Origin of the sequence: Microcoleus sp. N9_A2 (assembly GCF_036701775.1) — a bacterium.
In the GTDB taxonomy this organism is placed as follows: Bacteria; Cyanobacteriota; Cyanobacteriia; order Cyanobacteriales; family Microcoleaceae; genus Microcoleus.
In genome coordinates this window covers 1-22855 of sequence record NZ_JAUBRH010000023.1, presented here as the reverse complement: position 1 = coordinate 22855, position 22855 = coordinate 1, and the positions used below count along the sequence as shown (strand labels likewise).

Here is a 22855-nt window from a genome sequence, read left to right as displayed (position 1 = left end):
CCATTCATTAATTAGCTCTTCATAAAAGATTTTTAGAAATTTATAAAAATTATGTAAATTGCTTTTTTTCAGAAACTCTACAAACTTTTTTTATCTAAATTACTCACTCCTCCCATTACATTAAGTCTGCGTTTTCTTCGGTCTCCTCTGGCCTTTTTTATGCTGCCTTTTTTACCACAAAGAATTGGTTTAAAGCCTCTCCCTTAAAGGCGAGAAATTAAAAGAAAACTATTCATTACTCCAATCCTCTTCCTTCTAGGTAGAGGTCGCTGTCAACTGTCAACTGTCAACTGAATGAAACCCGTTCTTTCTTCTGTTGACTCTTGAACTCAATCCACTCTCGTCCCAAAACCAGACCTGTAATCGTTATGGGGTTTCTTTTTCTACTTTTAAATATTCGGCTATGTTTATTTTAAACGCTGTTCTTTTTTCGGGATTTCTCTGGGACTCCAGGCTATACTTATCCCAGAGGTAAACATACTTTTTTTGCTTTAATATCCTCCTAAGTTGGACTCCACTTAATTTTATTACTGTGGATTTTTTTAAGTATGTTGCTAATCTCTGCGCTGTCCATCTTCCTTTCATCATATCCTAATTTTTGAGGGTCTCTCTAGAGTTTTTAATAATATTTCTATATATTTATCTGTGGTTTTTTTGTGATTTCCATTCATCCTCTCATCTATTAGACTTTCTAGATTGTCTGAGTCTCCCTTCCGACATCAGTAAGATACTTGGTTTACAAAGGCACAACAGCTTATGTGCGATCGCACCTACCCTACAAATCAAAATTATCTTCACCGATACTTCCTAGTTCCCCGCTACTCAGAAACTCTTCCTCCTCTACTTCCTCAATCCCAGAGTCGAAACTTTCCATCACAAACGGCAAACCAGCCGCCATCAAACCCCGTTGAATCAGTTCCGGCGTTGCGTCAAACAAAACAAATAGCGGATGAACAGCCTCAGCTTCATCGCTGTAAATATGTCTGTAGCGGTGTGGCATCACCCATTCGTAACCTTTATCTAGCCAAACCTGAGACTGGCGCCAGCGGCCGAGCAACTCAGAAAACTCTTCGCCCGGACGATGAATGAAAATCAAAATTTCCACTCCAATTTTAACTTTCCATTCAGGATCGCACATCAAAATCGCCAAATCGCAGGGCAAACAAACTGCCTGTCCGGGCGATATGCTAGTGCCGCTGCTTCCGGCATAAGAAACCCCGTCCCGCAAGCGGGCAATTGGCAAAGGAATTGTGATTAAACTCTCATGGGCGCGGCGGATACTCGGAATCATTTCCATGTAAACCCGATATTTTTTCAGCAGGGCGATCGCGGCCGAAGATTCGCTGTACTCTGCTAGTAAATTCTCGTAATGTGATTGTTTAACAGACATTTTCAAACCAAAGAATAAGTAATTACTAATTGCTGCTAATTGCTAATTGATCGCTTCTCGTTACCAGGAAGACCAAATTGGTGACAACTTAAGCTCAAGTTCCCCCCTTCGGGAAACTTGAGCTTGCCTCCAGGCCTTGGTGTGTAACGCGAACAGCGATTGAAGCATTGAGGGCTATGGGCTACCAATGTCTGGAGAATGCTTACAGCCTTTTTATTTACAAGGTTTGAGCCATTTGCCGTCTCAAGATTAAGCCCGAGACGATGCCTCTTTGTCATTTTATGCCGATCGCCTGAACTTCATCTGAGCCAAAAAGGTAATCTGGTCTGTAAGGTGTGACTCTGGGAGCAACAGGGGAAAACGACGTACTATAAATCCAGATCATATTCGCCATCGGAATGTACCGGTTCGCCTCAACTGAAGCGATCGCAGCCAGATTGCAAGAATTGCTCTCTCCCCTAGTCTATAACCAACTAGGCTACTACCAGTTGGGATTAAGGTCGCCGATACTTGGTTTACCTTTGATGATGGCCGCTGTGCTAACCTTGCATAACTTTGGGGTGGAACTTTTCTTGCAATCCTTTATGGATTACGCGGTCAAGCCAGAAGCTTACCAGAGCAGCTTAGGTGAAGTATTCGCCACCTACCCAGAATTCACCGGGTTTGTGTTCAAGCTTCAGGCAAACATGAACCCGAAACACCGCGGGTGTGTTCTGGTAATTTTGAACACAAGCCTGGTGGTGAAACACGCTCGCACGGGTAAAAGCATCTGCGACAATGCCTTTGAAGGTCAGATTCTCCTCTATTTAAGAATCCAGCGTCTCTTCAGACCTGAGAGTGTCAATTCCCCAAGCTCAAGATCGCCATCCGGCAATCTTGAGAATCATAAGGTTGATCATAAGTCAACATTAAAACCTAAATATTTACAAAAATCGGCTAATTTTAAAGACTTGCTAAAGCAATGAGGGGTTGTACCCCCCATAAGTTAGAGTCAGATATTATAGATGCACCCTGATGGCTTTCCCGTTCCACAAGAGCGGGATTTTTATTGGAAAGCCGGAGCGAGCGTTAAGTTTGACAATACCTACTACAGATAAAATGACGTGGGGATGCCAAGATTAAAGATATAGCAGAGCTAAAGCTCAAACTAGGGCGCAGATCATCGATCGAACCTCACCCCTAATTCTGCGAAATAACCCAAAGGCGGTAGCATAGTTTGGGAAACGGCATCAACTGAAGATGAACTTAGCGCCAGCAACAGTCCTGCAACAGGGCAAATACAAAATTAACGCGACTTTAGGGATAGGATGGTTCGGCATCACTTACCGAGCTATCCACACCCATTTAAACCAAACCGTTGTACTCAAAACCCTCAACGAAAGTCTGCGCCAACACCCAGAATCTGCCCAATTTCAGCAGCAGTTTATTGCAGAAGCCCAACGCCTGTCGCGATGTCAGCATTCCAACATAGTCAGGGTAATCGACTTTTTTGAAGAAGCCGGACAGTCTTTTATTGCAATGGACTACATTCCGGGCCAAACTCTCGCCCAAATAGTCGAAACCGATCAGCCGCTGCCAGAAGCCCAGGCCCTGCACTATATTCGGCAAATAGCCTCAGCCGTAAGTACAGTGCACCACAGCGGATTGCTGCACGGAGATATCAATCCAGAAAATATTATCCGGCGAGCCGATTCTCACGTAGTAATGTTAATAGATTTCGGAATTGCCCGCAGCTTTACCGCCGGCACCAAAGAAACCCACACTAACTTGCTCTCGCCCGGGTACGCGCCGATCGAACAATACCTCCATGACGGTAAATGTACACCGGCCACTGACATCTACGCGATCGCAGCCACCCTCTACTACTTACTCTCCGGCGTGGCGCCCGTAGCAGCACCCCTGCGCGATCGCATTCCCTTGACTGAGTTACGGCAATTTCAGCCCAACCTCAGCCCAGGAATCGAGCGAGCCATCCTTCAGGGACTCGAAATCGACCCCCACAACCGCCCTCAGACAGTCGAAAATTGGCTCACCATGCTGCAAGAAACAGAGCGAGTATCAGTAAAAAGAAAAGGCAAGCAAAGTCTAAGATTGCCCGCACCTCCCCCGCCGCAGTTGACTTTTCTGGCGTTTGTCGTAACGGCTGCAATTGCAGGCTGGATGGGTTTTGACCTAGCATGGTACTACAACAGCACCAGTCTCAGCAATCGTCCCAAAATTGAATCCTTCCCATCTCTCGAAGATTTGCTCAAATCCCGCGATTTGTCAGGGCCGATGTTCGGGCAGCCGTCTGTCGAAAGCAGCCCTCTCTACCCGATCGAACTCAACAAGCTCCCCAAACCCCCCTTAGACAGCACCAACGTTCCCGAACAGATCGACGATCCCTCAGAAACTAGCGCCGAACCTTCTGAGCCTCCAAGCCAGGAAACTCCCGCCCCCGAACCCGAAGCGGAACCTGAGCCATCGCCGACGCCCGAACAGGCAGAGGAGCCTTCTGAGTCCCCCATTCCAGAGCCTCCAACCGAAATCGAGCCCGAACCCCAACCTGAAGCCGCACCGATACCGGAAGTTGCGCCCCTGCCAGCAGAACCGCCCGCCACACCCGCCCCGCCGGCCCCTGGGAGTGCTAGCGCTGAAACCTGGCCGTCGTCGGAATCCGCGCCGCCAGTAATAGCATCGCCGATCGAGCGATCGCCTGAGCCTGCCATACCAAGCCGCAGTGGCAACAATTCAGATAGTTCGATCGCACCTGATTCACCACCCCCTGTGGCAGATCCCACGATGCCTTTTCCCGAACCTGCGACAAATTAGTATGGTTTTTGTTGGTTTAAAGTGCGGACAAATACTTGGTTTTATGAGTCAGCAAATATCTGCTCAGTAGTTGAGATAATAAGGCCCTACCTAGCCAACCACTATCTTCCAAAAACTTCCGTCGAATCTGAAAATCCCAACAGTCACCGTCTGAGTTTATCGAATATTTCCTATTCCCTCTGCCATCCAAATGCCCGCAAAAAAATGCAGGACTGTTTTCTATTTTGATTTGAATTTTGATTGAAATTATGTTAGAATATGTGCGCGGCGCTGAGGTGGTGAGATGTCGCGTATTAATACTGCCAAGCTGCAAACATTTTGGTACAAAGCAACCCCAACCTCGAATTTGAGCCACTTTAAGCGAGGCTTTTGTGCTAAGCCGTGGCGCGTTAGATTGTTCTAACTCTCAACAATCCCATCCCCGACACTCGGGGTGGGAGTGTCAATTTCCCCAAACTTCCTTCCTTTGGGAGCAAGCATCATCGGGGAAAAGCAAGTTATAATTTGTTGCGGAAGCGCACAGAGATTTTTTATGAGTAAACCCCCAGTTCATGCTTTTTTTGTAGGCAGAGCACTTGCCGAAGCACTGTACGAGCAATTAGAAAGCGCAGCAACCAACGCTTTCTCTGAACTCGGCAAATTTGACGCAGAACAAAGAGAACGCCTGCGACAGTTCACCGATCGAGTTGTGGAACGGGCCAATCGAGCTTCGGATGAGGCGATGCAGACCAGAACTGGCACTGCAAGCACCACCACCATTCAAGACATCCATCCGGCAGATTTGCAAGCGACTATTGACGAGCTGCGCGCCGAAGTGGCTCTGGTGCGATCGGAATTGCAGCGCTACCGCAGCACTTTGCCCTAGCGCTCGATCCTCCGACCACAACTATTATTTACGACTACGTGAGCGCATGGTTTTGCGCTCCTGCGCTCCTACTTTCAATCAAAGCAACAACATAAAATAAGCAATTTGGGAACCCAAGTGTCTGCTCTCCTTGATGACTCTGTTAATCGCCAGCGCTCCCCCAAGCACACTGGCGAAGCCGATGAGCCAAAAACTGCTGCTGGTAAATCCTACAAAAGTAAAGCTTATCGCTGGAATCGCGAAAAATATTCCCGGAAGCGGCGCTTCTTCGACATTTGGGCCTTTGTCTTGCTCTGGCTGGCTTCCCTCTGGCTCGACAGCAAAAATTGGAGCTACTGGGGAGGCGTGACTGAAGAAAAGAAAGTTGCCAGACGCCGCTTTCAAGCTATCTGGGTTCGAGAAACACTCTTGGATTTGGGGCCAACTTTCATTAAAGTTGGGCAGTTATTTTCCACCCGCGCCGACTTGTTCCCAGCAGAGTTTGTGGAGGAACTTTCTAAGCTGCAAGATAAAGTCCCTGCTTTCAGCTACGAGCAGTTAGTGGTAATTGTTGAGCAAGATTTGGGCAAGACAATTCAAGAACTCTACCGCAGCTTTGACCCAGTGCCCCTGGCTGCTGCCAGTCTGGGTCAAGTACACAAAGCTCAACTGCATTCGGGCCCGGAAGTGGTGGTCAAGGTACAGCGGCCTGGACTGCGGAAGCTGTTTGAAATAGATTTGCAAATTCTTAAGGGAATTGCTCGTTACTTTCAAAATCATCCTAAGTGGGGCCAAGGCCGAGATTGGATGGGGATTTATGAGGAATGCTGTCGCATTCTGTGGCTGGAAATTGACTATCTCCATGAAGGCCGCAATGCTGATACTTTTCGCCGCAATTTTAGCAACTGCGACTGGGTGATGGTGCCGCGGGTTTATTGGCGGTATGCAGCTCCGCGAGTGCTGACTTTGGAATACCTGCCAGGGATAAAAATCAGCCACTACGAAGCTTTGGAAGCGGCCGGTATCGATCGTAAATTAATCGCTCAGTTGGGGGCAAAAGCTTATTTGCGGCAGTTGCTCAACGACGGCTTTTTCCACGCTGACCCACACCCCGGCAACATCGCTGTTAGTGCTGACGGTTGTCTGATTTTCTACGATTTTGGCATGATGGGGCAAATCCAGTCGAACGTCCGCGAAGGACTGATGGAGACGCTCTACGGCATTGCTTCCAAGGATGGACAGCGGATTATGGATTCTCTGATCAATTTGGGAGCTTTGGTGCCTACGGGTGATATGAGTCCGGTGCGCCGCAGCATTCAGTATATGCTGGATAACTTCATGGACAAGCCTTTTGAAAATCAGTCCGTGAGCGCGATTACCGACGACCTTTACGATATTGCCTACAACCAACCTTTTCGCTTCCCAGCTACCTTTACTTTTGTAATGCGAGCTTTTTCCACCATCGAAGGGGTGGGCCGAGGTTTAGATCCCGAATTCAACTTTATGGAGGTGGCACAACCTTTTGCCATGCAGCTTATGACTAATGGAAATGGCCATGATACAAGTAGCAGCATTTTTAACGAAATCGGCCGTCAGGCGGCTCAGGTGAGTTCGAGTGCTTTGGGTTTGCCCCGCCGGATTGAGGAGACTATTGATAAACTCGAACAGGGAGATTTGCGGATTCGCGTCCGTTCGGCAGAAACAGAGCGCTTGCTCCGCCGCATGAGCAGCGCTCAAATGGGCACGAATTATGCTTTGCTGATGAGTGCTTTTACTTTGTCGGCGACAATTTTGTTTGTCAGCAATCAAGTCTGGCCGGCTGTCGCTGTGGCAGTGCTGGCGGCGGGTGCAGGGTTTGCTATGCTGCGTTTGTTCAAGCGGATCGATCGTTTAGACAGGATGTCATAATTGTGCAATTTGGGATGGGAAATTTTAGGTTTGAGATTTCTCGCCAGCCAAAATTTGACATCGAATGTTAAGTTTTGGCTGGCTCACCACAGATTGCTGAAATTTACAACACTTACGCGCTTTGAGGCTAAAAACCCGGTTGCGGCCTAGATTTCTCGCCAGCCAAACCTCTAATTTTGGGTATAAATCCAGTTTTTTTTTGCAGGTGCTGCTTAATTTACTGGATTTACCGAAATTTTAAGATGGGATTACCATCATACGATCTACAATATGAGGTCAAGGAAGTGCAATTTTTCCAAAACTCGCGATCGCAGGTGGCAGAAATTTCAAGTCCCCTTCGCGATTTAAGTTGTGGAAGAAAACATTGCACATCTTAAATCAAGCTTTTAAGTTCGATGAGTCCAATCACCCAATCTGTCAGGAACCTCAGCCTAAAGGCATGAGGCTTGTAAGAGATTCTTGCGAGCCGTCCTGACCAGCCTAAGACTTTCGAGGTCTACGTTTTTTGAGTCACGACACCCTGGGATGCGAAGCTAGTCCCCTGCCCTGTCATTTGCAGTTAAACAGTTTTAAGGTCACTGAAACAGTGCTGCAAGTTTAACAAGCTCTCAAAACATTGGCGAAGCTAACTTTACCCGTAAGGGAGTTTTGGAGAAGACCACATCTCCACGGAGGGGCAACCATACCCCTCCACCCCAATCCAATGTAAAGCCGTCCTTCTAGGACGGGGTTTCAGACCCATTTTTCTGATGAAACGCTCTTTCGCAGGTAAGACAGACACAGGGCTAGTTCGTTCAGTAAATCAGGATTCATATTACATTGACTCTGACGGGCGATTTTTCATAGTGGCCGATGGAATGGGAGGACACGCCGGAGGTCAAGAAGCCAGCCGGATTGCAACTCAGGCGATTCAATCTTATTTGCTCGAACATTGGGAAGGGCCTGAAGATTCTCCGCTGTTGTTGGAAAAGGCTTTGTTGATTGCCAATCAAGCAATTTTAACGGATCAGCTCGACCACCCGGAGCGTGCTGATATGGGAACTACGGCTGTGGTTCTAATGTTTAGGGATGAGGGCCGACCCTGGTGCGCTAATATCGGGGACTCTCGCTTGTACCGACTGCACGGCTCTCGCTTGGAACAGATTACTGAAGACCAGACTTGGGTGGCTCAGGCTGTGAAAAGAAAGGCTCTAACTCCCGACCAGGCTCGCACTCATCCTTGGCGTCACGTTTTGTCCCAGTGTTTGGGTCGCGATGATTTGCGGGAGATAGATATTTTGCCGGTGGACGTGCAGCCTGGGGATCGCTTGCTGCTCTGCAGCGATGGCTTGACTGAAGAACTTTCCGATCCTTTGATTGCTTCGCCTCTGAAGTCGATTCGCGCCTGCGAGGGCGCTGCAAATGCTTTAATTCAAGCAGCTAAGGATAAAGGTGGACGCGATAATATTACTGTGGTGATCGTGACGATCGACCTCAAATAAATCGGGCAACCCCCCGGAAAATCTAAAATCTAAAATCTAAAATCTAAAATTGAATGACCCGTGTTATCGGTTTGATCAGCGGCACGTCGGTGGATGGCATTGATGCTGCTTTGGTGGATGTGGTCGGTTCCCAAACAGACTTGAAAGTGCAATTGGTGGCCGGCAAGACTTTCCCTTATCCTGCTAATTTGCGATCGCAAATTCTCTCGGTTTGCAGTGGCTCAGCTTTGTCAATGGCTGAACTAGCGGAATTAGATGATGCCATCGCCCAAGAATTTGCCACGGCGGCATTGACAATTCAAGCAGAGTATGATATAGCCGAATTAATCGGCTCTCACGGTCAAACCGTCTACCACCGACCTACTGGGAAAGCCCAGAAAGACAGCGCCGGTGCGTTAATGGGCTACAGCTTGCAACTCGGGCGGGGCGCGCTAATTGCGGAATTGACAGGAATTACTACTGTGAGTAACTTTCGCTCGGCAGACATTGCTGCAGGGGGTCAAGGAGCACCCTTAGTGTCCATAGTTGATGCCTGCCTGCTGGCGGAACCCAACATCAGCCTCTGTATCCAAAATCTGGGGGGAATTGGCAATGTTACCTATCTTCCGGCAAGAGGAAAAGGGGGAAACAATGACGAGTCTGAGATTTTCCGTCTTGGGGATGGCATATCGGGCTGGGATACAGGCCCGGCGAATTCCCTGTTAGATTTGGCAGTGCAGCACTTCTCAGGTGGCACTAAGACGCTGGACGAAGGTGGAGCTTGGGCGGCATCGGGAACTCCCTGTCAAGCTTTAGTAGAGGATTGGCTCGCATCAGAGTTCTTCCGCCAAGCACCGCCGAAATCAACGGGGCGAGAGCTATTTGGTGTAGACTATTTTGACAGGTGTTTGGTCGAGGCCGAAGGTTACAACCTCAGTCCTGCTGACGTGCTGGCTACTCTGACAGAACTGACTGTTGCCTCGATCGTTCACAGTTACCAAACTTTTTTACCGACTATGCCCGATCGAGTTTTACTATGCGGGGGCGGCAGCCACAATCTCTACTTAAAACGCCGATTGCAATCTCAATTGCATCCCGTGCAAGTGTTGACTACTTCTGAGGCAGGCTTGAATGTAGATTTTAAAGAGGCGATCGCTTTCGCGGTTTTAGCCGCATGGCGGGTTCGGGGCATTCCCGGCAATCTGCCTCAAGTTACTGGTGCCCGGACACCGGTACTTTTAGGAGAAATTAACTCTTGTTGGCACAGTTGGGCGTGATAGCATAGAGTCGGAGGGACAACGGCTGTGCGTTGTTGCACCAGCATTGTAGCCAGCAGCAAAAGCATAGGAACAGCACTGTGGCTCACACGTTTTTAATGGAATCTGGCCAATGGACGCTCGAAGGAAGCTGGATTGAGCGCAATGGCGTGCCAATTACGGTTAAAGGCAAAACTTTAGTGAGCTGGAACCGAACAGATTGGTTCAGTATGGTGACAAAGCTCGTATTTCCTGGAGGCGATCGCGAAGAGATTATTTTGCAGTACCGAGGACACCTCAACAGCGATGAACGGCAGTATACTTTTGTACTCCAACACAGCGAACTCGCCCGCGTCGAGGGCGAAGGTTGGATTGCTCCCCAGTCGATCGTCCAGCGTTATTGGGTATTGGGAGACGAACGCCAGCGGCGGACGGGTTTTGATACCCTTCACCGGGTTGATGACAACCACTACTACCAATCTAGCGGCATCATGTCTGGTCATTACTTGACAAGTACAATGGAGGCGACTCTGGAACGTCAGCCGGAATAACTCTTTCTAGAGTCCACAGTTGCCAGTTCTAGGGATTGATGTGAAAACTAAAGGTTTTGCTAGTCGGAGGTCGCGCTCAGATGTCCGACTAGCGCCATTGTTGTCAAACCTCATCCGCTGCAAATAAACACAAATATATTGAATTTGTTAAAAATTTTAATTGGTTAAAAAATTAACACTTACTTATTATTAATAGTTATCCAATTTTCGAGTTGAGGCGCGATAAATTATCTTTGCACTCTCCAGTGGTGTCGCTCGACAAACTGCTGAGTTCGACTCCCCAATTCGAGTGAACTCCACAAAGAAACTTTCCAATTTTCCTCAAGTCTCTACACAGGTCTTCTAGCTTCTGCCTTCGAGTGACGCCCCATCACCCCCAACTCCTTTCCGCCTGAGGGAAGAGAGTAAGAGACGGAGGTCGCCGACTGCGACTCTTGGTTACTCAACACCTGGGTTAGGTTCTAAACCCCAGTGGTGTTTCAGAAAATGGCGGTACATGGTTTCTCGTAGCATCATTTGCTCGTAAAGCTTGACCAAAAACTCCTGAGCTTGTTCGCGGCTCATGTCACTTACCTGTGTTTTGAAGGAACACAGGCTAAATTGCTGTTCCAAAGACAATTCTGCTGGTTGGCTCATGACTTTGACTCCTCTGTAAGTAAAGGTGACTTAAAAGTGAACACCTGGATTAACCAGATTTGTAAGTTGTTTCAGCGATCGACCGTTGGTTTCGGGATGCCCGATTGCCCATTTGGTTTTAGTCTATATTACAAAAGGTAACAATCATTTGACAAAATCACCCTCTGTCCTAAGAAATAGCTTACTTAGGGATAGAGATAGCGAGATGCCTGCAAAAGTTCCTTCCGCAGGCATATACAAGTGTATCTACTTGTCAAGAGAAAAAAGGCTCAGTACGAACCAAAAGAATTGAAGCCGTTTATACCAAATCCGGCGGAGATTCTCTCCGCGATGAGGAGACGGGGAGAGGCGGAGATTGGAAGATGAGGAGAGGGGGAGATGAGGAGAGGGGGAGATTGAAAGATGAGGATATCAGGAGAGGGGGAGATGAGGAGAGCGGAAGAGCGGGAGAGCGGGAGATGAGGAGATTGGGAAAATTTCTATTTCTCTGTTCTCCCTTCTCCCTTTTTCCGACGGACATCCGTTACATCCGTTACATCCGTTACACAATCCGTTGCCGAACCTTCTTCCTTCTGACTAATTCGAGGGCCCGCCATCCTGCGGTGGAGTGGCGATTCCGGGTCTGAAATTGGGAGCAGCGGGTGCAGGCGAAACAGGAGGAATACCCAAATTGGCCCCAGAGTTGCTAGGCTGCCCTGGAGCCGGGAGAGGAGATTGAAACTGATTTGGATTGAACTGCTGCTGCCCTGGAGCCGGGAGAGGAGATTGAAACTGATTTGGATTGAACTGTTGCTGCCCTGGAGGCACAGGAGAAGGAAGAGGTTGAGCGGAATTGCCGATCGCCGGTGCTGCAGGAATGCCAGAATTGGGAAGCGAGGGATTGGGCAATGGGGAGGAAGCCGAACTAGGAAGAGTTGCCAGGGCAACTCTATCGCCCCCTACCTCTCGCAATTTGTCTAAAACCTCGACCACTTTGGCATATCTCGCATTTTGAGGAGCGTACAGCACCATCAACCCCGTAGGATTTTTACTTTGGAAACTCTTTAAAACTCGATCGAGCTGTTGGTAATTAACAGGCAATTGATCGATATAAGTTTGACCGAAATCGTCAATGCTGACAATCAGCATCTCTCGCATTTGCGTTTGTCCCGTCTTCGCTTTAGGCAAATCGACATTAATGGCTTGCTGGCGAGTCAGTTGCAAAGCCGCCAGGAGAAAAAACGTCAGAATGCAAAATATCACGTCAATTAAAGGCACCAGTTCAATCCGAGCCTCTTCAGCAGGAGTATCTAGATTAATCTTCATCAGTTCTCAGGAGTTTTAATTATTAGAAGGTGAATCTTCAGCCGGATCGGAACCTTTCAATTTCGGCTCCCGATTCCGTTCTCCCGATTCTTGAGAATTGAGAGAACGCCTGTTCAAACCATCTGCACCAAAAGAAGAATTGCTGTATTCTGCACCGGGTGCTCGACCCTTAGCATTAGCAGCAGGCCAGTATTGCCTGTAAAGCAATTCCAGTTCATTTCCAGCTTTGCGAAATATTTTTGCCTGGTTGAACAAAAAAGCTTGAAATATCCGATAAAACACCAAGGTAAAAATTGCTACTACCATCCCAGTAGCAGTAGTAATCAGCGATTCGCCAATGCCCGATGTCACGCCACTCGTGGCCGCCGTGCCAATGTCGCCCAGACGGATGGAACTGAGCGAGTTAATCAAGCCCAAAACTGTTCCCAGCAAGCCCAGCAAAGGGGCTAGAGCGATCGTAGCTTCTAAGATTTTGTCGCCGCGACGCATCGAAGCCAACTCTTCATCGGCAGAGGCTTCGAGTGCGAGTCGAAATAAGTCGGGTTCAGGATTGTACAGGCGCAGGGGTGCAGATAGAAATCGCCCGATCGGCTGTCGGTTAGCTTGTCTGGCCATCTCGTTAGCCGCCCCCCAATCGCTGCGGGCCGCTTCAAGAATGCGGTTAACTATTTGCTTTTCTTTGCTCAGGAGGCTCGCCCAAAACCACAAGCGCTCGATAATTGTACTCAAAGATAAAATCGATAACACCAACAGGGGCCACATGGCAGGGCCACCTTTTTGAAACAGTTCTTGAATATTCACAGTATTTTTACTCCTGCATAACCGGCTTCGCTTTGCTTCTGTTGTACTTTTTTTAACAAATTTAAGGCCATTTAATTTTAGCTATTAATGTACTGTGCTCCGGGGCCGATCGACCGATCGCGATCGACTAATTCCTCACAACTCGTCTAAATCTTGACACATCTCCTGCAGCGACTGGTGTTGAAGGCGACGGGAAGAGCGCCGATACTTTTTAGTTTGCAGCTTCGGTTCGTATTGCTGCGTACCATCCGACTTGGTTTGCTGTTTCAAACTCGCCTCGGCACTACTAGAGTTTTGCTCTTGTTGCTGGCGGACGATCGCCTCTTCGAGAAACTGCAAGTAATACTCATAGCGCTCCCAATCGCCCCGCACGACACAGTTAGGCTCGTCTCGGTGCGAACAGTCGCTAAACTGGCAGCTACCCAAAGCCAGCCTCTGACGCGCTTCTGGGAAACATTCAGCTAACTCGGAGGGGCCGCATTCGAGAGCCGGCTGATTGAACCCCGGAGTATCGGCCAAGAGTCCGCCGCCGGGGAGTTCAAATAGTTCTACGTGGCGAGTCGTGTGGCGCCCGCGGCCGAGTTTGCCGGAAACAGCGCTGACTCGCAGGTTCAGCGCCGGGATCAGTTGATTGATCAAGCTGGACTTGCCAACCCCAGAAGGGCCACAAATTACCGTTATTTTTCCTTGCAAGTGAGTTTGGATAGAGGAGGCAGGAGGCTGATTAGAGCTATCTATTTCCTCTGATAAAGTGGGGTTGGAAGATTTAGATTCAGAAACTTCATTTTGACTGTCATTGGCGGTTTTATTGTAGATACCTAAGCCGCTGCGGACACTAATAAACATGGGTTCATATCCCCATCCAGAAAGCCGATCGCGCCACTGTTCCAACTCCTCTTTCGTGACCAAATCGCATTTGTTCAGGCACAAACTCACCTCTAAACCTGTAGATTCTGCCTTGACTAAAAACCGAGTTAATGAGGCGGGGTCTAAGTCGGGTTCAGCGAGGGCAAAAACCAGGAGTATGCGATCGGCATTAGCTACAGGCGGGCGGTTGAGTTCTGTTTGGCGCCCGAAGACTTCAGAAATTGCACCCCGGCGGTCAGTCCAGTCCGGTTCGTCTACCACCACGCGATCGCCCACCATCACCTGTTGACCAATTTTTTTGAGTCGAGTGCGACGAGTGCACAGGAGAGTCGGAGAATCAGCGAGGGGAGCATTTTTCCCGTCAATGGAGACTTCGGCATCTAATCTCACTTGGTAGAAGTTAGCCTGAACAGCAATTACAGTACCGACGATGGAGGGCGAATTCAGGCTCATCCTGCTTCCTTGTCTTCTGGGCGCTGCACTTTCATTGAAAAAAAGCCCGACTCCGGCTCATCCGCGACAAATTGCGTTTCGAGAATCTGGTAGCCTTCCATTTTGAGACTATCGGGCACTTGTTCGATCGGCTCCCCAGCATCCAGCCACACTTCCAAAACAGCACCCGGTGCCATTTGCTCCAAGCGCAGTTTAGTGCGGACAAAATTCAGAGGACACGGAGTACCCCGCAGATCGATTTTGGCATCTGGGGATTTGGGATTTTCAATTTTCGATGTTGAATTCATAATGTTTTTTGCAATCTCCAATCCTGAAAGCCTTAGTTTTTTAAACAAATTGCCTGGACACTGGAGAATCTAAAATTTTGTGTCCAATTGGACACAGAATATTATTCTTTCTCAAAAAGTGAGCGCAATTGCGCTCACTTTTTTAATCGCTGCTGAAACGCAATGCCTAGGAAGCGTGCCACCTGAGATTTTTGTGAGCAATTGCACACAATTTTTTGACAGAGACTAAAACAAATTGCCGAGGAATCCTCAAACAGAAAAATTTGACACCAATTGGTGTCAAAAATTGCTTATTTCTGAAACAAATTGCCCAGAAATCCTTCCAAGCCGCCTTTACCAGTACGATCGCCCTTCAGCTTAGCAAGCTGCATCAGCAACTCCCGTTCCTCAGCCGTCACCTTAGTCGGAATGTCAATAGACACCGTAATCAAATGATCGCCGCGACTGACTGGATTTCCCAACCGAGGCACCCCTTTTTTCTCCAAAGTCAGAACAGTATTTGCCTGAGTTCCCGTAGGAATCAACAATTCCGTCGGCCCGTCTACAGTTTCGACTTCCAATCGGCACCCTAAAATTGCTTGCAAATAACTAATCTTCACTTCCGAGCTAACGTTAGTCCCGTCGCGCTTAAATAGCGGGTCTTCATTCACCGCCAAGAACACGTAAAGATCCCCCGGCGGCCCACCCAGTTTGCCGGCATCCCCTTCATTGGAAACACGCAAGCGAGTACCGTTGTCAACCCCAGCCGGAATAGTGATTTTCAGCTTTTTCATCACTTCTTTCTGGCCACGGCCGCCACAAGTTTCGCACTTATCCTCAATCACTTGCCCGGTGCCGTTGCAAGTGGGGCAAACTGAAACTTGAGTAAAGCTGCCGAAAGGAGTGCGGGTAGCGCGTCGGACTTGACCACTGCCGGTACAAGTCGAGCAAGTTTGGGGTCGGGTTCCCGGTTTGGCGCCAGTCCCGGTGCAAGTTTCGCAGGTTTCTAGATGCTTGATGCGGAGTTCTTTTTCCCCACCAAACACTGCTTCCCGAAAATCCAGCCGCAAATCCAGGCGTAAATCGTCTCCGCGCACCGGCCCGCTGCGCCTACGACCTTGCTGTTGTTGGCCACCGACGCCTCCCTGAAAGCCCTGAAAGAAGCTTTCAAAAATATCGGCAAAGCTGTCACCAAAGTCTTGGAAGCCCGGAGCGCCTGCACCACTGACGCCTGCTTCGCCGAAACGGTCGAAACGGGCGCGGGTTTCGGGTTCAGAGAGTACCTCGTAGGCGCGGTTAATTTCTTTAAACCGCTCCTCGGCACCGGGTTCTTTGTTGACATCTGGATGGTACTTGCGAGCAAGGCGGCGGTAAGCACGCTTAATTTCTTCTTTGTCTGCGCTGCGAGAAACGCCTAATATTTCATAGTAATCACCGGCCATAGAGCTGCTTGCCTGGAGGTAAATAACAAAAAGTGTACGAAAAAAAAACGGGCGACCTTTCCTGAAATTACAGATTAAAAATCAAAAACTCTCATTGTTAATTTTTAACTTTTAATTTTTAGCTTTTCTGTTTTAAAGGAAAGGATTCATATCATCAACTTCTGGTTCGGGAACCTTCTGTTTTTGTTTTGACTGTGGATTTGACTGTGGATTTGACTGTGGATTTGACTGTGGATTTGACTGTGGATTTGACTGTGGATTTGACTGTCGTTTTGACTGTCGCTCCGGCTTTGATTCCGGCTTTGATTCCGGCTTTGATTCCGGCTTTGGTTCCGGCTTTGGTTCCGGCTTTGGTTCCGGCGGAGCTTGGGGCGCCACCAGCAGCTCTTCTTTCAGCAAAATACTGTCGTCGTCCGCTTTAACTTCTTCGGGTTCTGATGATTCTACTTCTGACATCATCTCGCTTTCAACAACAGATCCTGACGGGGCTACCCCGCTGCGGGCTTGGTCGTAGACTGCTGTCCCCAGCGAGTATAGCAGTTGCTTGAAAGATTCGATCGCGGGTGTGAGTTCCTCGACTGTGATATCGGGGTTAGCCATCGCCTCCCGCAAAGCTGCTGCTGCTGTTTCGGCTTCGGCCTTGAGGTCGTCGCTCAGCAGTTGCGCGTTGGTTTTTAAAGTTACACCACAATTATAGACGAGGGAGTCAGCTTGATTTTTGAGTTCGACGAGTAGAGCGCGCTTGATGTCCTCGTCGGCGTAAAGTTCGGCTTCTTGTCGCATCCGCTCGACTTCGGTTTCGCTCAATCCCCCTGTATTGGAAATTTGGATGCTTTGTTCTTTTCCGGTTCCCTTGTCTTCAGCAGCCACTTTGAGAATCCCGTTGGCATCGATTTCAAAGGTAACTTCGATTTGAGGTACGCCGCGGGGTGCTGGGGGAATGCCTTTGAGCAGGAACTTGCCGAGACTTTTATTGTCTTTAACCAATGCCCGCTCGCCTTGGAGTACGTGAATTTCTACCGAGGTTTGCCCGTCTGCCGCCGTGCTGTACATTTGCGATCGACTGGTAGGAATAGTTGTATTGCGCTCGATTACTTTGGTGAATACCCCGCCCAAGGTTTCGAGTCCCAGGGAGAGCGGAGTCACATCGAGCAGCAGCAAGTCTTTGACTTCACCGCCCAACACCCCGGCTTGAATTGCCGCGCCTACCGCTACAGCTTCGTCGGGATTGACTGATTTATCGGGAGAAACGCCCCCAAAATACTTGCTAATTGCCTTTTGAACTGCCGGAATCCGGGTTGAGCCTCCCACTAAAATAATTCTGTCTATGTCTTTGGGGGTCAAACTTGCGTCTTTGAGGGCTTGAGTCACCGGATCGATCGTCGCTTGCACCAAATGAGCCACCAGTTTTTCAAACTGAGCTTTGGAGAGTTCCATTTCCAAATGCTTCGGCCCTTTGTCGTCAGAGGAGATGAAGGGCAAATTGATTGAGGTGGATTCCCGGTTGGAGAGTTCGATTTTCGCTTTTTCGGCAGCTTCTCGGAGGCGCTGCAAGGCCATTTTGTCTTGTGAGAGGTCACTGCCTTCTTGAGTCCGGAAAGCTTCTACCAGCCACTGGACTATGCAGTCGTCAAAGTCATCTCCTCCGAGATGGTTGTTACCGGAGGTAGCGTTGACTTCAAAAATTCCGTCTCCCAGTTGCAGGATCGAAACGTCGAAAGTACCGCCGCCCAGGTCAAAGACCAAGATTTTTTGTTCGATATTTTGCTTGTCTAGCCCGTAGGAAAGGGCTGCAGCCGTCGGTTCGTTGACGATCCGCAGGACTTCTAGGCCGGCGATCGTACCGGCGTCTTTAGTAGCTTGCCGTTGGGCGTCTGTGAAGTAGGCTGGCACTGTAATCACGGCTTGGGTAACAGTTTGTCCCAAATAAGCTTCAGCATCTTGCTTGAGCTTTTGGAGTACCATTGCCGAGATTTCTTGGGGAGTGTGAACCTTGTTCCGAATTTGGACGTTAACGGTATCGTCTTTGCCTTTTATGCAGGTATAGGGAGTCCGCGCTCGTTCTTCTTCCGTGTCGTCCCACCGCCGTCCGATAAATCGTTTGATACTGTAGACAGTATTTACAGCATTAGTTACAGCTTGCCGCTTGGCTAGTTGACCTACTAAGCGATCGCCCGCCTTGCCGAATCCTACTATACTCGGAGTTGTGCGGCCGCCCTCGGAATTGGCGATCACGACGGGTTTACCGCCCTCTAACACAGCTACGCAACTGTTAGTTGTGCCTAAGTCAATTCCAATAATTTTTCCCATAGCGCCTCATAAAACTTTGTGGGATGTTTGGAAACCTCCAACTACAGGTTGGGGGAGGAAAAACGACTCAGCTTGTTCAAACAAGCATCACCCGACCAGATTTGTAGGAAATAAACTTGATGTCAATCAGGTAATATCAAAGACGGGTAAAAACATTTTTCAGAATTTTTGTAGAAAGCGCTGACCTGCTTTTAGTCATCTTTATAAGAAGTTGGTGAGTCTGCCACCTGGGAACCCCCGAGCTCTATTCGGGGGTCAGTGACTTTGAGGAATGCAGTAACTTGTATCCCGATTAACCTTCGGAACTATCGGGATTTTCATCTGAGGCTACCACAGATAGCCCAGCCGCTGCAACTTTCACTTTGGCGTGCCGCAAGACGCGATCGCCCAGAATGTAGCCGCGTTCTAGTTCTTGGATAATTGTTCCTTCCTCGTGTTCGTCAGTTGGCTCGCTCAGCAGAGCTTCGTGGAGGTTGGGGTCAAACTGTTCACCTTCGGGGCGCATCGGAGAAACCCCGATTTGCTTGAGGCCCTCTACCATTTGCTTGTAAACGCTTTGGTAGCTTTTGTGAATGTTCATTTCGCCATCGGTTTGCGGCTTGATGTGCGATCGAGCGCGCTCGAAATTGTCAATTACCGGCAACAGGGGTTTGATCGTGAGACACCTTGCCTGTAAATCTAGCTCTTCTTTTTCCTTTTGGGTACGCCTGCGGAAGTTTTCAAAATCTGCTGCTAGGCGGAGATTTTGATTTTTCAGTTCTTCTAGTTGAGCGGATGCGACTTGCAACTGAGTTTTTAAAGCCTCTTTTTCCTCGGTTACCTGCGCCAGTTCATTCTTCCAAGGCTCCGCCGCGTCTGCAGTCGGACTATTGGTGAAACTGTCGGTGACGGTAGGCCCGGATGCGTTTGCTGGCGTGCGATCGCCCTGAGCACTTTGATAAGCTCGAGCAAGTTCGAGCTCCCAATCCGCCGATCCGTTCGAGTTTCCTGATGCCGCCGGATTTTCGCTTGCCATTGGCGAACCCTCTGGGGTGGTTTCCCCAGTTGAGTTAGGATCTTGATCTTGCTGTTTTTCCTCGTCAATCATAAAAGCTGCGCGACAGAACCCTATCAATTCTAGCAGATACAGTTAACCCGGTAAATCTAGAGGACTCGAATTGACTGTGTATGGCACAATTTGATACTCCCCAGGGCTGAAGCCACGGGGATTCTTGAATGAATCCGAAAACTCTCAAAGGTGTTATCAAGTCACCTCTAGACGCTCAAAACAACTACCAGTACAAAAGGTATTGCAATTGCGCTTACTTTTAAATTGTTTGCTTTCATAATCCATCACTTTTGCCAGATAGGTACGCTTCACATTCTGCCGTTACTTGTCAGTTATACAGGCTTACTACTCAATGATAGTGGTGGCTCACTGTGCCGGGATTTCTCCGATACTAGAATGCTTCAACACGTAGATGGTTTTTTTACTGACAATTATCTAATTATAACAAATCTTTCAATGAGTTGTGTAAATAAATATTGAAGGCGGTTGAAACCGCTACCGAGTTCCTCCCCATGTCTCAAGCCAGGAGCTTCCCTCTCGTTTTTTGATGAAAAGAGGAAAACTCGCCAGAGATCGAGACATTGCTCAAAGCTTTCCATAAAATATTCAAAAGCCCGTTTAGATATTTGCGTATAATATGGCAGCAATGGGGGCAACCCAAGGTTTGTTGGTTCCTGATTTTTAATTAACGCGATCGCATTTACCACAATTTTTATAAGTATATTTTGCTGTTAAGTCTACTACAAGATTTCCCACCTATGAGGCTTGATGTTTCAATGTTTACTTAAAACGATAAGTAGGTCGGCGGAAAAATCCATCAGTATGTAACAAAATATTAAGTCGGGTGACGGGACTTGAATTTAATACGTTGTGTTGGGTAATCTCCTCTTTTTCCTCTAACTTCTACTCCATGAATTACGGCGTAGGCGAGTTCTAATTCATCCTCAAACAAATGTCGCAGCTAATTCATCTTCTTTAATGTGTTGCCACTCTAATTCAATTGGGTTCATTTCGGAACAATATTTAGGCAAGAAAAAAATATATAAACCCTGACCTTCCCACTTTGACCACAACTGTTTAACCTCCTGACATCGGTGTATTGGACCGTTGTCTTGTACAATAATTCTAATCCGTTTCATTTGGGCCGCTTCTTCTGCTTCTTTCTCCATCATCTGAATATAAGCTTTTCGATCAACACCTCCAATTACCAAACCATAGACAAAGCTACTTAAAGGTTCAAAAATCCCCACAATACTTAATCTACGACCTCGATTTTTAGTTTGTTGTATCCGTTTTGCTCACCTTTTTTATAATAGGTATAACTAGGTTTACTCCAGGCACAGAATCCTGATTCATCTAAATATTTTAAGTCAATTTCTCCGGCGGCTGCTGCTAATTCCAGCATATCTAGGTCTGATTGCTTTATTTCTCGCTCTTTGGGGTCTTGTTTTCCTTTATGACTTGGACTAGCTCTTTTCCAAATGATCCCCTTTTTTTTAGTACCCGTCTTAGTCGGTCGGGACTTAATTTAATGGAGCGCTCTTTTTCTAATTTATCAGCTAATTGAAAACTGTTATATGTACCTGGTTCTTTTTTTAAGCATTCTGACAAAAACTCTATATCCTCTTCTTTCCACGCTTGCTTTACCCCTCGACCTGGTTTTTCCCAAAGGCTTTCTATACCAGATTATTCCCATTTATGTAAGACTGCTCTCACTGTTTGTGAAGCCCAGTTAAAGTGAGTAGCTATTTTCTCAACATACCAGCCATCTGCATTTAACCTGATTACTTCTGGTATCCGCTCAATAAATAGGGGTAACAGCAAAAAAGAAGATTCACAATCTAGGCACAGTATGGTAGAATATAAAGCATGACGCAAAAAACATCTGCTGACCAATTAGTAGAGACCTTACTGCAAAGCATTGAGCCATCTGAGATTGCCGACGAATCATTGCGTCGTACTGTGTCCATATTGCTGAATCTTGTAGAGCAATTACAAGCAGAAACCAGAGAATTACGGTCAGAAAATCAAAGATTAAAATCCGAAAATAATCGTCTGAAAGGAGAACAAGGCAAACCAGAGGTTAAAGCCAATAGACCGAAAAAGTCAAAAGAAAACTACTCATCCGAGAAGGAGCGAAAAACACCAAAAAAACATATTAAAAGCAGTAAAAATGCTATCGTCAAAGTTGATGGAGAGCAAATTCTGGAGTATCCTGAAGCAGAACTACCAAAAGATGCAGAATTTAAAGGTTATGAATTCGTAATAGTTCAAGACATTTTACTGAAAACAGATAACGTGTTATTCCGGAAAGAGAAGTATTACTCACCTTCAGAAAAGAAAACATACTTAGCATCGTTACCATCCGGATATGATGGAGAGTTTGGCCCCGGAATAAAAGCGTTAGTTATGAGCCTGTATTACGGGGGAAATATGACTCAAGGGAAGCTATTAGATTTTTTAAGCAATATTGGGATTTCAATGTCAGCCGGTTATTTATCAAATCAGAAGAATAAAAAATTCATCAAAGTTTGAATCAGAATTTAACGAAGTGTATGTATCCGGATTAGCAAGTAGCCCTTGGCAACACTTAGACCAAACAAGTGCGCGTGTTAAAGGAGTAAATCATACTACAAATATAATTTGCAACCCATTATATACAGTTTATTCTACAACCTTAAGAAAAGACCGATTAAGCGTACTTGGAGTATTACAAAAGAACCTAGAACTTGAGTTTATTCTATCTCCACTTACTTACCAGCTATTAGATAAGTTCAATGTACCCCAGAAGTGGAGCCATCAAATTAAAGGATTGCTAAGAGAAATTCCGTTGAAGGGTGATGAGTTTAACTTCTTGCTGAATCAAAATCTGGGTTCTGTAGGCTCTCAACATCGTACCAGGATTTTAGAGGCAGCAGCGATTGCTTTTTATGCTCAGCAATCCCAGATTCCGGTAATAAAAACTCTGGTGACTGATGATGCACCCCAGTTTAAATTACTCACAGATGATTTATTTTTATGTTGGGTGCATGAAGCAAGACATTATAAAAAGTTAAGTCCATTTGTTACTTGTCATCAAAAAAAGTTAGACAAGTTTCTTGATGATTTTTGGGATTACTACCGAGAATTATTAGCTTACAAAAACTCTCCATCTGGGTTAGAGAAGCTCAGACTCAAATCAAATTTTTTGGAAATTTTTGGCAGTCTAAGTGGTTATGAACAATTAGATGAACGAAAAAAATTAACTTTGAGTAAAATATCAGAGTTGCTTTTAGTTTTGGAGCATCCGGAATTACCTTTACATAATAACCCGGCCGAATTAGCTGCTAGAACAATCGTGCAGCGACGAAATATTAGTTATGCAACCCAAACTTGTGAAGGAACTAAGGCGATGGATGTTTTCATGTCTCTGGTGGCGACTACCCGCAAATTATACCATTTTTTTAAAGATGTGCTAGAGATAAAGAATGTAAAATCCAAGACCATCCTGTGAGAAAACCAATGACA

At 47.2% G+C, this 22855-nt stretch carries 21 protein-coding genes; 9 read left to right on the top strand and 12 right to left on the bottom strand.

Annotated elements, in window-relative coordinates:
• Positions 1-366: 366 nt before the first annotated feature.
• Together QUA44_RS15375 and QUA44_RS15370 are read right to left on the bottom strand one after the other, a co-directional pair.
• A complete protein-coding gene (locus tag QUA44_RS15375) occupies positions 367-588 on the bottom strand; it encodes a winged helix-turn-helix domain-containing protein (protein ID WP_333252215.1) in 222 nt (73 codons plus the stop codon).
• A gap of 187 nt (positions 589-775) precedes the next feature.
• Positions 776-1390 carry a hypothetical protein gene (locus tag QUA44_RS15370; RefSeq protein ID WP_333252214.1) on the bottom strand — a complete coding sequence of 205 codons (615 nt, stop codon included), beginning with the start codon at positions 1388-1390 and terminating at the stop codon, positions 776-778.
• Positions 1391-1827: 437 nt separating this feature from the next.
• On the opposite strand from QUA44_RS15370, the gene QUA44_RS15365 reads away from it, so the two are divergent.
• The 7 genes from QUA44_RS15365 to QUA44_RS15335 all read left to right on the top strand — a co-directional run bounded on the left by QUA44_RS15365 (position 1828) and on the right by QUA44_RS15335 (position 10220).
• Complete coding sequence (locus QUA44_RS15365; protein ID WP_333252271.1) at positions 1828-2355, top strand: hypothetical protein; 528 nt, start codon at positions 1828-1830, stop codon at positions 2353-2355.
• A gap of 274 nt (positions 2356-2629) precedes the next feature.
• Positions 2630-4201 carry a serine/threonine-protein kinase gene (locus QUA44_RS15360; protein ID WP_333252213.1) on the top strand — a complete coding sequence of 524 codons (1572 nt, stop codon included), beginning with the start codon at positions 2630-2632 and terminating at the stop codon, positions 4199-4201.
• Positions 4202-4733: 532 nt separating this feature from the next.
• Positions 4734-5066 (top strand): DUF6825 family protein, encoded by a 333-nt coding sequence (locus tag QUA44_RS15355; RefSeq protein WP_333252212.1) that lies wholly within the window; start codon positions 4734-4736, stop codon positions 5064-5066.
• Between the two features lie 117 nt (positions 5067-5183).
• Positions 5184-6953 (top strand): AarF/ABC1/UbiB kinase family protein, encoded by a 1770-nt coding sequence (locus QUA44_RS15350; protein WP_333252211.1) that lies wholly within the window; start codon positions 5184-5186, stop codon positions 6951-6953.
• Positions 6954-7702: 749 nt separating this feature from the next.
• Positions 7703-8434 carry a protein phosphatase 2C domain-containing protein gene (locus QUA44_RS15345; protein WP_333252210.1) on the top strand — a complete coding sequence of 244 codons (732 nt, stop codon included), beginning with the start codon at positions 7703-7705 and terminating at the stop codon, positions 8432-8434.
• Between the two features lie 53 nt (positions 8435-8487).
• Positions 8488-9690 (top strand): anhydro-N-acetylmuramic acid kinase, encoded by a 1203-nt coding sequence (locus QUA44_RS15340; protein ID WP_333252209.1) that lies wholly within the window; start codon positions 8488-8490, stop codon positions 9688-9690.
• Between the two features lie 98 nt (positions 9691-9788).
• A complete protein-coding gene (locus QUA44_RS15335) occupies positions 9789-10220 on the top strand; it encodes a hypothetical protein (RefSeq protein ID WP_445243731.1) in 432 nt (143 codons plus the stop codon).
• A 438-nt stretch (positions 10221-10658) separates the two neighbouring features.
• Here the strand turns inward: QUA44_RS15335 and QUA44_RS15330 are convergent, their stop codons facing one another.
• The 10 genes from QUA44_RS15330 to QUA44_RS15285 all read right to left on the bottom strand — a co-directional run bounded on the left by QUA44_RS15330 (position 10659) and on the right by QUA44_RS15285 (position 20753).
• Positions 10659-10856: an NblA/ycf18 family protein gene (locus QUA44_RS15330; protein ID WP_006635253.1), complete on the bottom strand. Its 198-nt coding sequence runs from the start codon at positions 10854-10856 to the stop codon at positions 10659-10661.
• A gap of 576 nt (positions 10857-11432) precedes the next feature.
• Positions 11433-12161, bottom strand: coding sequence for a biopolymer transporter ExbD (locus QUA44_RS15325; RefSeq protein WP_333252207.1), 729 nt, complete (start codon positions 12159-12161; stop codon positions 11433-11435).
• A 15-nt stretch (positions 12162-12176) separates the two neighbouring features.
• Positions 12177-12962, bottom strand: coding sequence for a MotA/TolQ/ExbB proton channel family protein (locus QUA44_RS15320; protein WP_333252206.1), 786 nt, complete (start codon positions 12960-12962; stop codon positions 12177-12179).
• A 135-nt stretch (positions 12963-13097) separates the two neighbouring features.
• Positions 13098-14282, bottom strand: coding sequence for a ribosome small subunit-dependent GTPase A (rsgA, locus tag QUA44_RS15315; protein WP_333252205.1), 1185 nt, complete (start codon positions 14280-14282; stop codon positions 13098-13100).
• Positions 14279-14569, bottom strand: a complete 291-nt coding sequence (locus QUA44_RS15310) for a sulfurtransferase TusA family protein (protein WP_333042225.1) — start codon at positions 14567-14569, stop codon at positions 14279-14281. The genes rsgA and QUA44_RS15310 overlap by 4 nt, the downstream gene beginning before the upstream one ends.
• Positions 14570-14859: 290 nt before the next feature.
• On the bottom strand, positions 14860-15990 hold the full coding sequence (gene dnaJ, locus QUA44_RS15305; protein ID WP_333252204.1) for a molecular chaperone DnaJ: 1131 nt from the start codon (positions 15988-15990) through the stop codon (positions 14860-14862).
• Positions 15991-16122: 132 nt separating this feature from the next.
• Complete coding sequence (gene dnaK, locus QUA44_RS15300) at positions 16123-18300, bottom strand: molecular chaperone DnaK (protein ID WP_333252203.1); 2178 nt, start codon at positions 18298-18300, stop codon at positions 16123-16125.
• A 292-nt stretch (positions 18301-18592) separates the two neighbouring features.
• On the bottom strand, positions 18593-19387 hold the full coding sequence (gene grpE, locus QUA44_RS15295) for a nucleotide exchange factor GrpE (RefSeq protein ID WP_333252202.1): 795 nt from the start codon (positions 19385-19387) through the stop codon (positions 18593-18595).
• 905 nt (positions 19388-20292) lie between these two features.
• On the bottom strand, positions 20293-20598 hold the full coding sequence (locus QUA44_RS15290) for a transposase (protein ID WP_333252201.1): 306 nt from the start codon (positions 20596-20598) through the stop codon (positions 20293-20295).
• Positions 20599-20603: 5 nt separating this feature from the next.
• The gene (locus QUA44_RS15285) at positions 20604-20753 is read right to left on the bottom strand and encodes a hypothetical protein (protein WP_333252200.1); all 150 of its coding nucleotides are present in this window, start codon (positions 20751-20753) and stop codon (positions 20604-20606) included.
• Between the two features lie 464 nt (positions 20754-21217).
• Here QUA44_RS15285 and QUA44_RS15275 point away from each other — a divergent pair, with 464 nt between their 5' ends.
• Together QUA44_RS15275 and QUA44_RS15270 are read left to right on the top strand one after the other, a co-directional pair.
• Complete coding sequence (locus QUA44_RS15275) at positions 21218-21883, top strand: hypothetical protein (RefSeq protein WP_333252199.1); 666 nt, start codon at positions 21218-21220, stop codon at positions 21881-21883.
• A 16-nt stretch (positions 21884-21899) separates the two neighbouring features.
• The gene (locus QUA44_RS15270) at positions 21900-22841 is read left to right on the top strand and encodes a hypothetical protein (protein ID WP_333252198.1); all 942 of its coding nucleotides are present in this window, start codon (positions 21900-21902) and stop codon (positions 22839-22841) included.
• Positions 22842-22855: the final 14 nt, after the last annotated feature.

Excerpts from the sequence above, each read along its gene's own strand:
- QUA44_RS15375 (WP_333252215.1), bottom strand. The coding sequence starts at position 588 with ATGATGAAAGGAAGATGGACAGCGCAGAGATTAGCAACATACTTAAAA.
- QUA44_RS15370 (WP_333252214.1), bottom strand. The coding sequence starts at position 1,390 with ATGTCTGTTAAACAATCACATTACGAGAATTTACTAGCAGAGTACAGC.
- QUA44_RS15360 (WP_333252213.1), top strand. The coding sequence starts at position 2,630 with ATGAACTTAGCGCCAGCAACAGTCCTGCAACAGGGCAAATACAAAATT.
- QUA44_RS15355 (WP_333252212.1), top strand. The coding sequence starts at position 4,734 with ATGAGTAAACCCCCAGTTCATGCTTTTTTTGTAGGCAGAGCACTTGCC.
- QUA44_RS15345 (WP_333252210.1), top strand. The coding sequence starts at position 7,703 with ATGAAACGCTCTTTCGCAGGTAAGACAGACACAGGGCTAGTTCGTTCA.
- QUA44_RS15340 (WP_333252209.1), top strand. The coding sequence starts at position 8,488 with ATGACCCGTGTTATCGGTTTGATCAGCGGCACGTCGGTGGATGGCATT.
- QUA44_RS15335 (WP_445243731.1), top strand. The coding sequence starts at position 9,789 with ATGGAATCTGGCCAATGGACGCTCGAAGGAAGCTGGATTGAGCGCAAT.
- QUA44_RS15330 (WP_006635253.1), bottom strand. The coding sequence starts at position 10,856 with ATGAGCCAACCAGCAGAATTGTCTTTGGAACAGCAATTTAGCCTGTGT.
- QUA44_RS15325 (WP_333252207.1), bottom strand. The coding sequence starts at position 12,161 with ATGAAGATTAATCTAGATACTCCTGCTGAAGAGGCTCGGATTGAACTG.
- rsgA (WP_333252205.1), bottom strand. The coding sequence starts at position 14,282 with ATGAGCCTGAATTCGCCCTCCATCGTCGGTACTGTAATTGCTGTTCAG.
- QUA44_RS15310 (WP_333042225.1), bottom strand. The coding sequence starts at position 14,569 with ATGAATTCAACATCGAAAATTGAAAATCCCAAATCCCCAGATGCCAAA.
- dnaJ (WP_333252204.1), bottom strand. The coding sequence starts at position 15,990 with ATGGCCGGTGATTACTATGAAATATTAGGCGTTTCTCGCAGCGCAGAC.
- dnaK (WP_333252203.1), bottom strand. The coding sequence starts at position 18,300 with ATGGGAAAAATTATTGGAATTGACTTAGGCACAACTAACAGTTGCGTA.
- grpE (WP_333252202.1), bottom strand. The coding sequence starts at position 19,387 with ATGATTGACGAGGAAAAACAGCAAGATCAAGATCCTAACTCAACTGGG.
- QUA44_RS15285 (WP_333252200.1), bottom strand. The coding sequence starts at position 20,753 with ATGCTGGAATTAGCAGCAGCCGCCGGAGAAATTGACTTAAAATATTTA.
- QUA44_RS15275 (WP_333252199.1), top strand. The coding sequence starts at position 21,218 with ATGACGCAAAAAACATCTGCTGACCAATTAGTAGAGACCTTACTGCAA.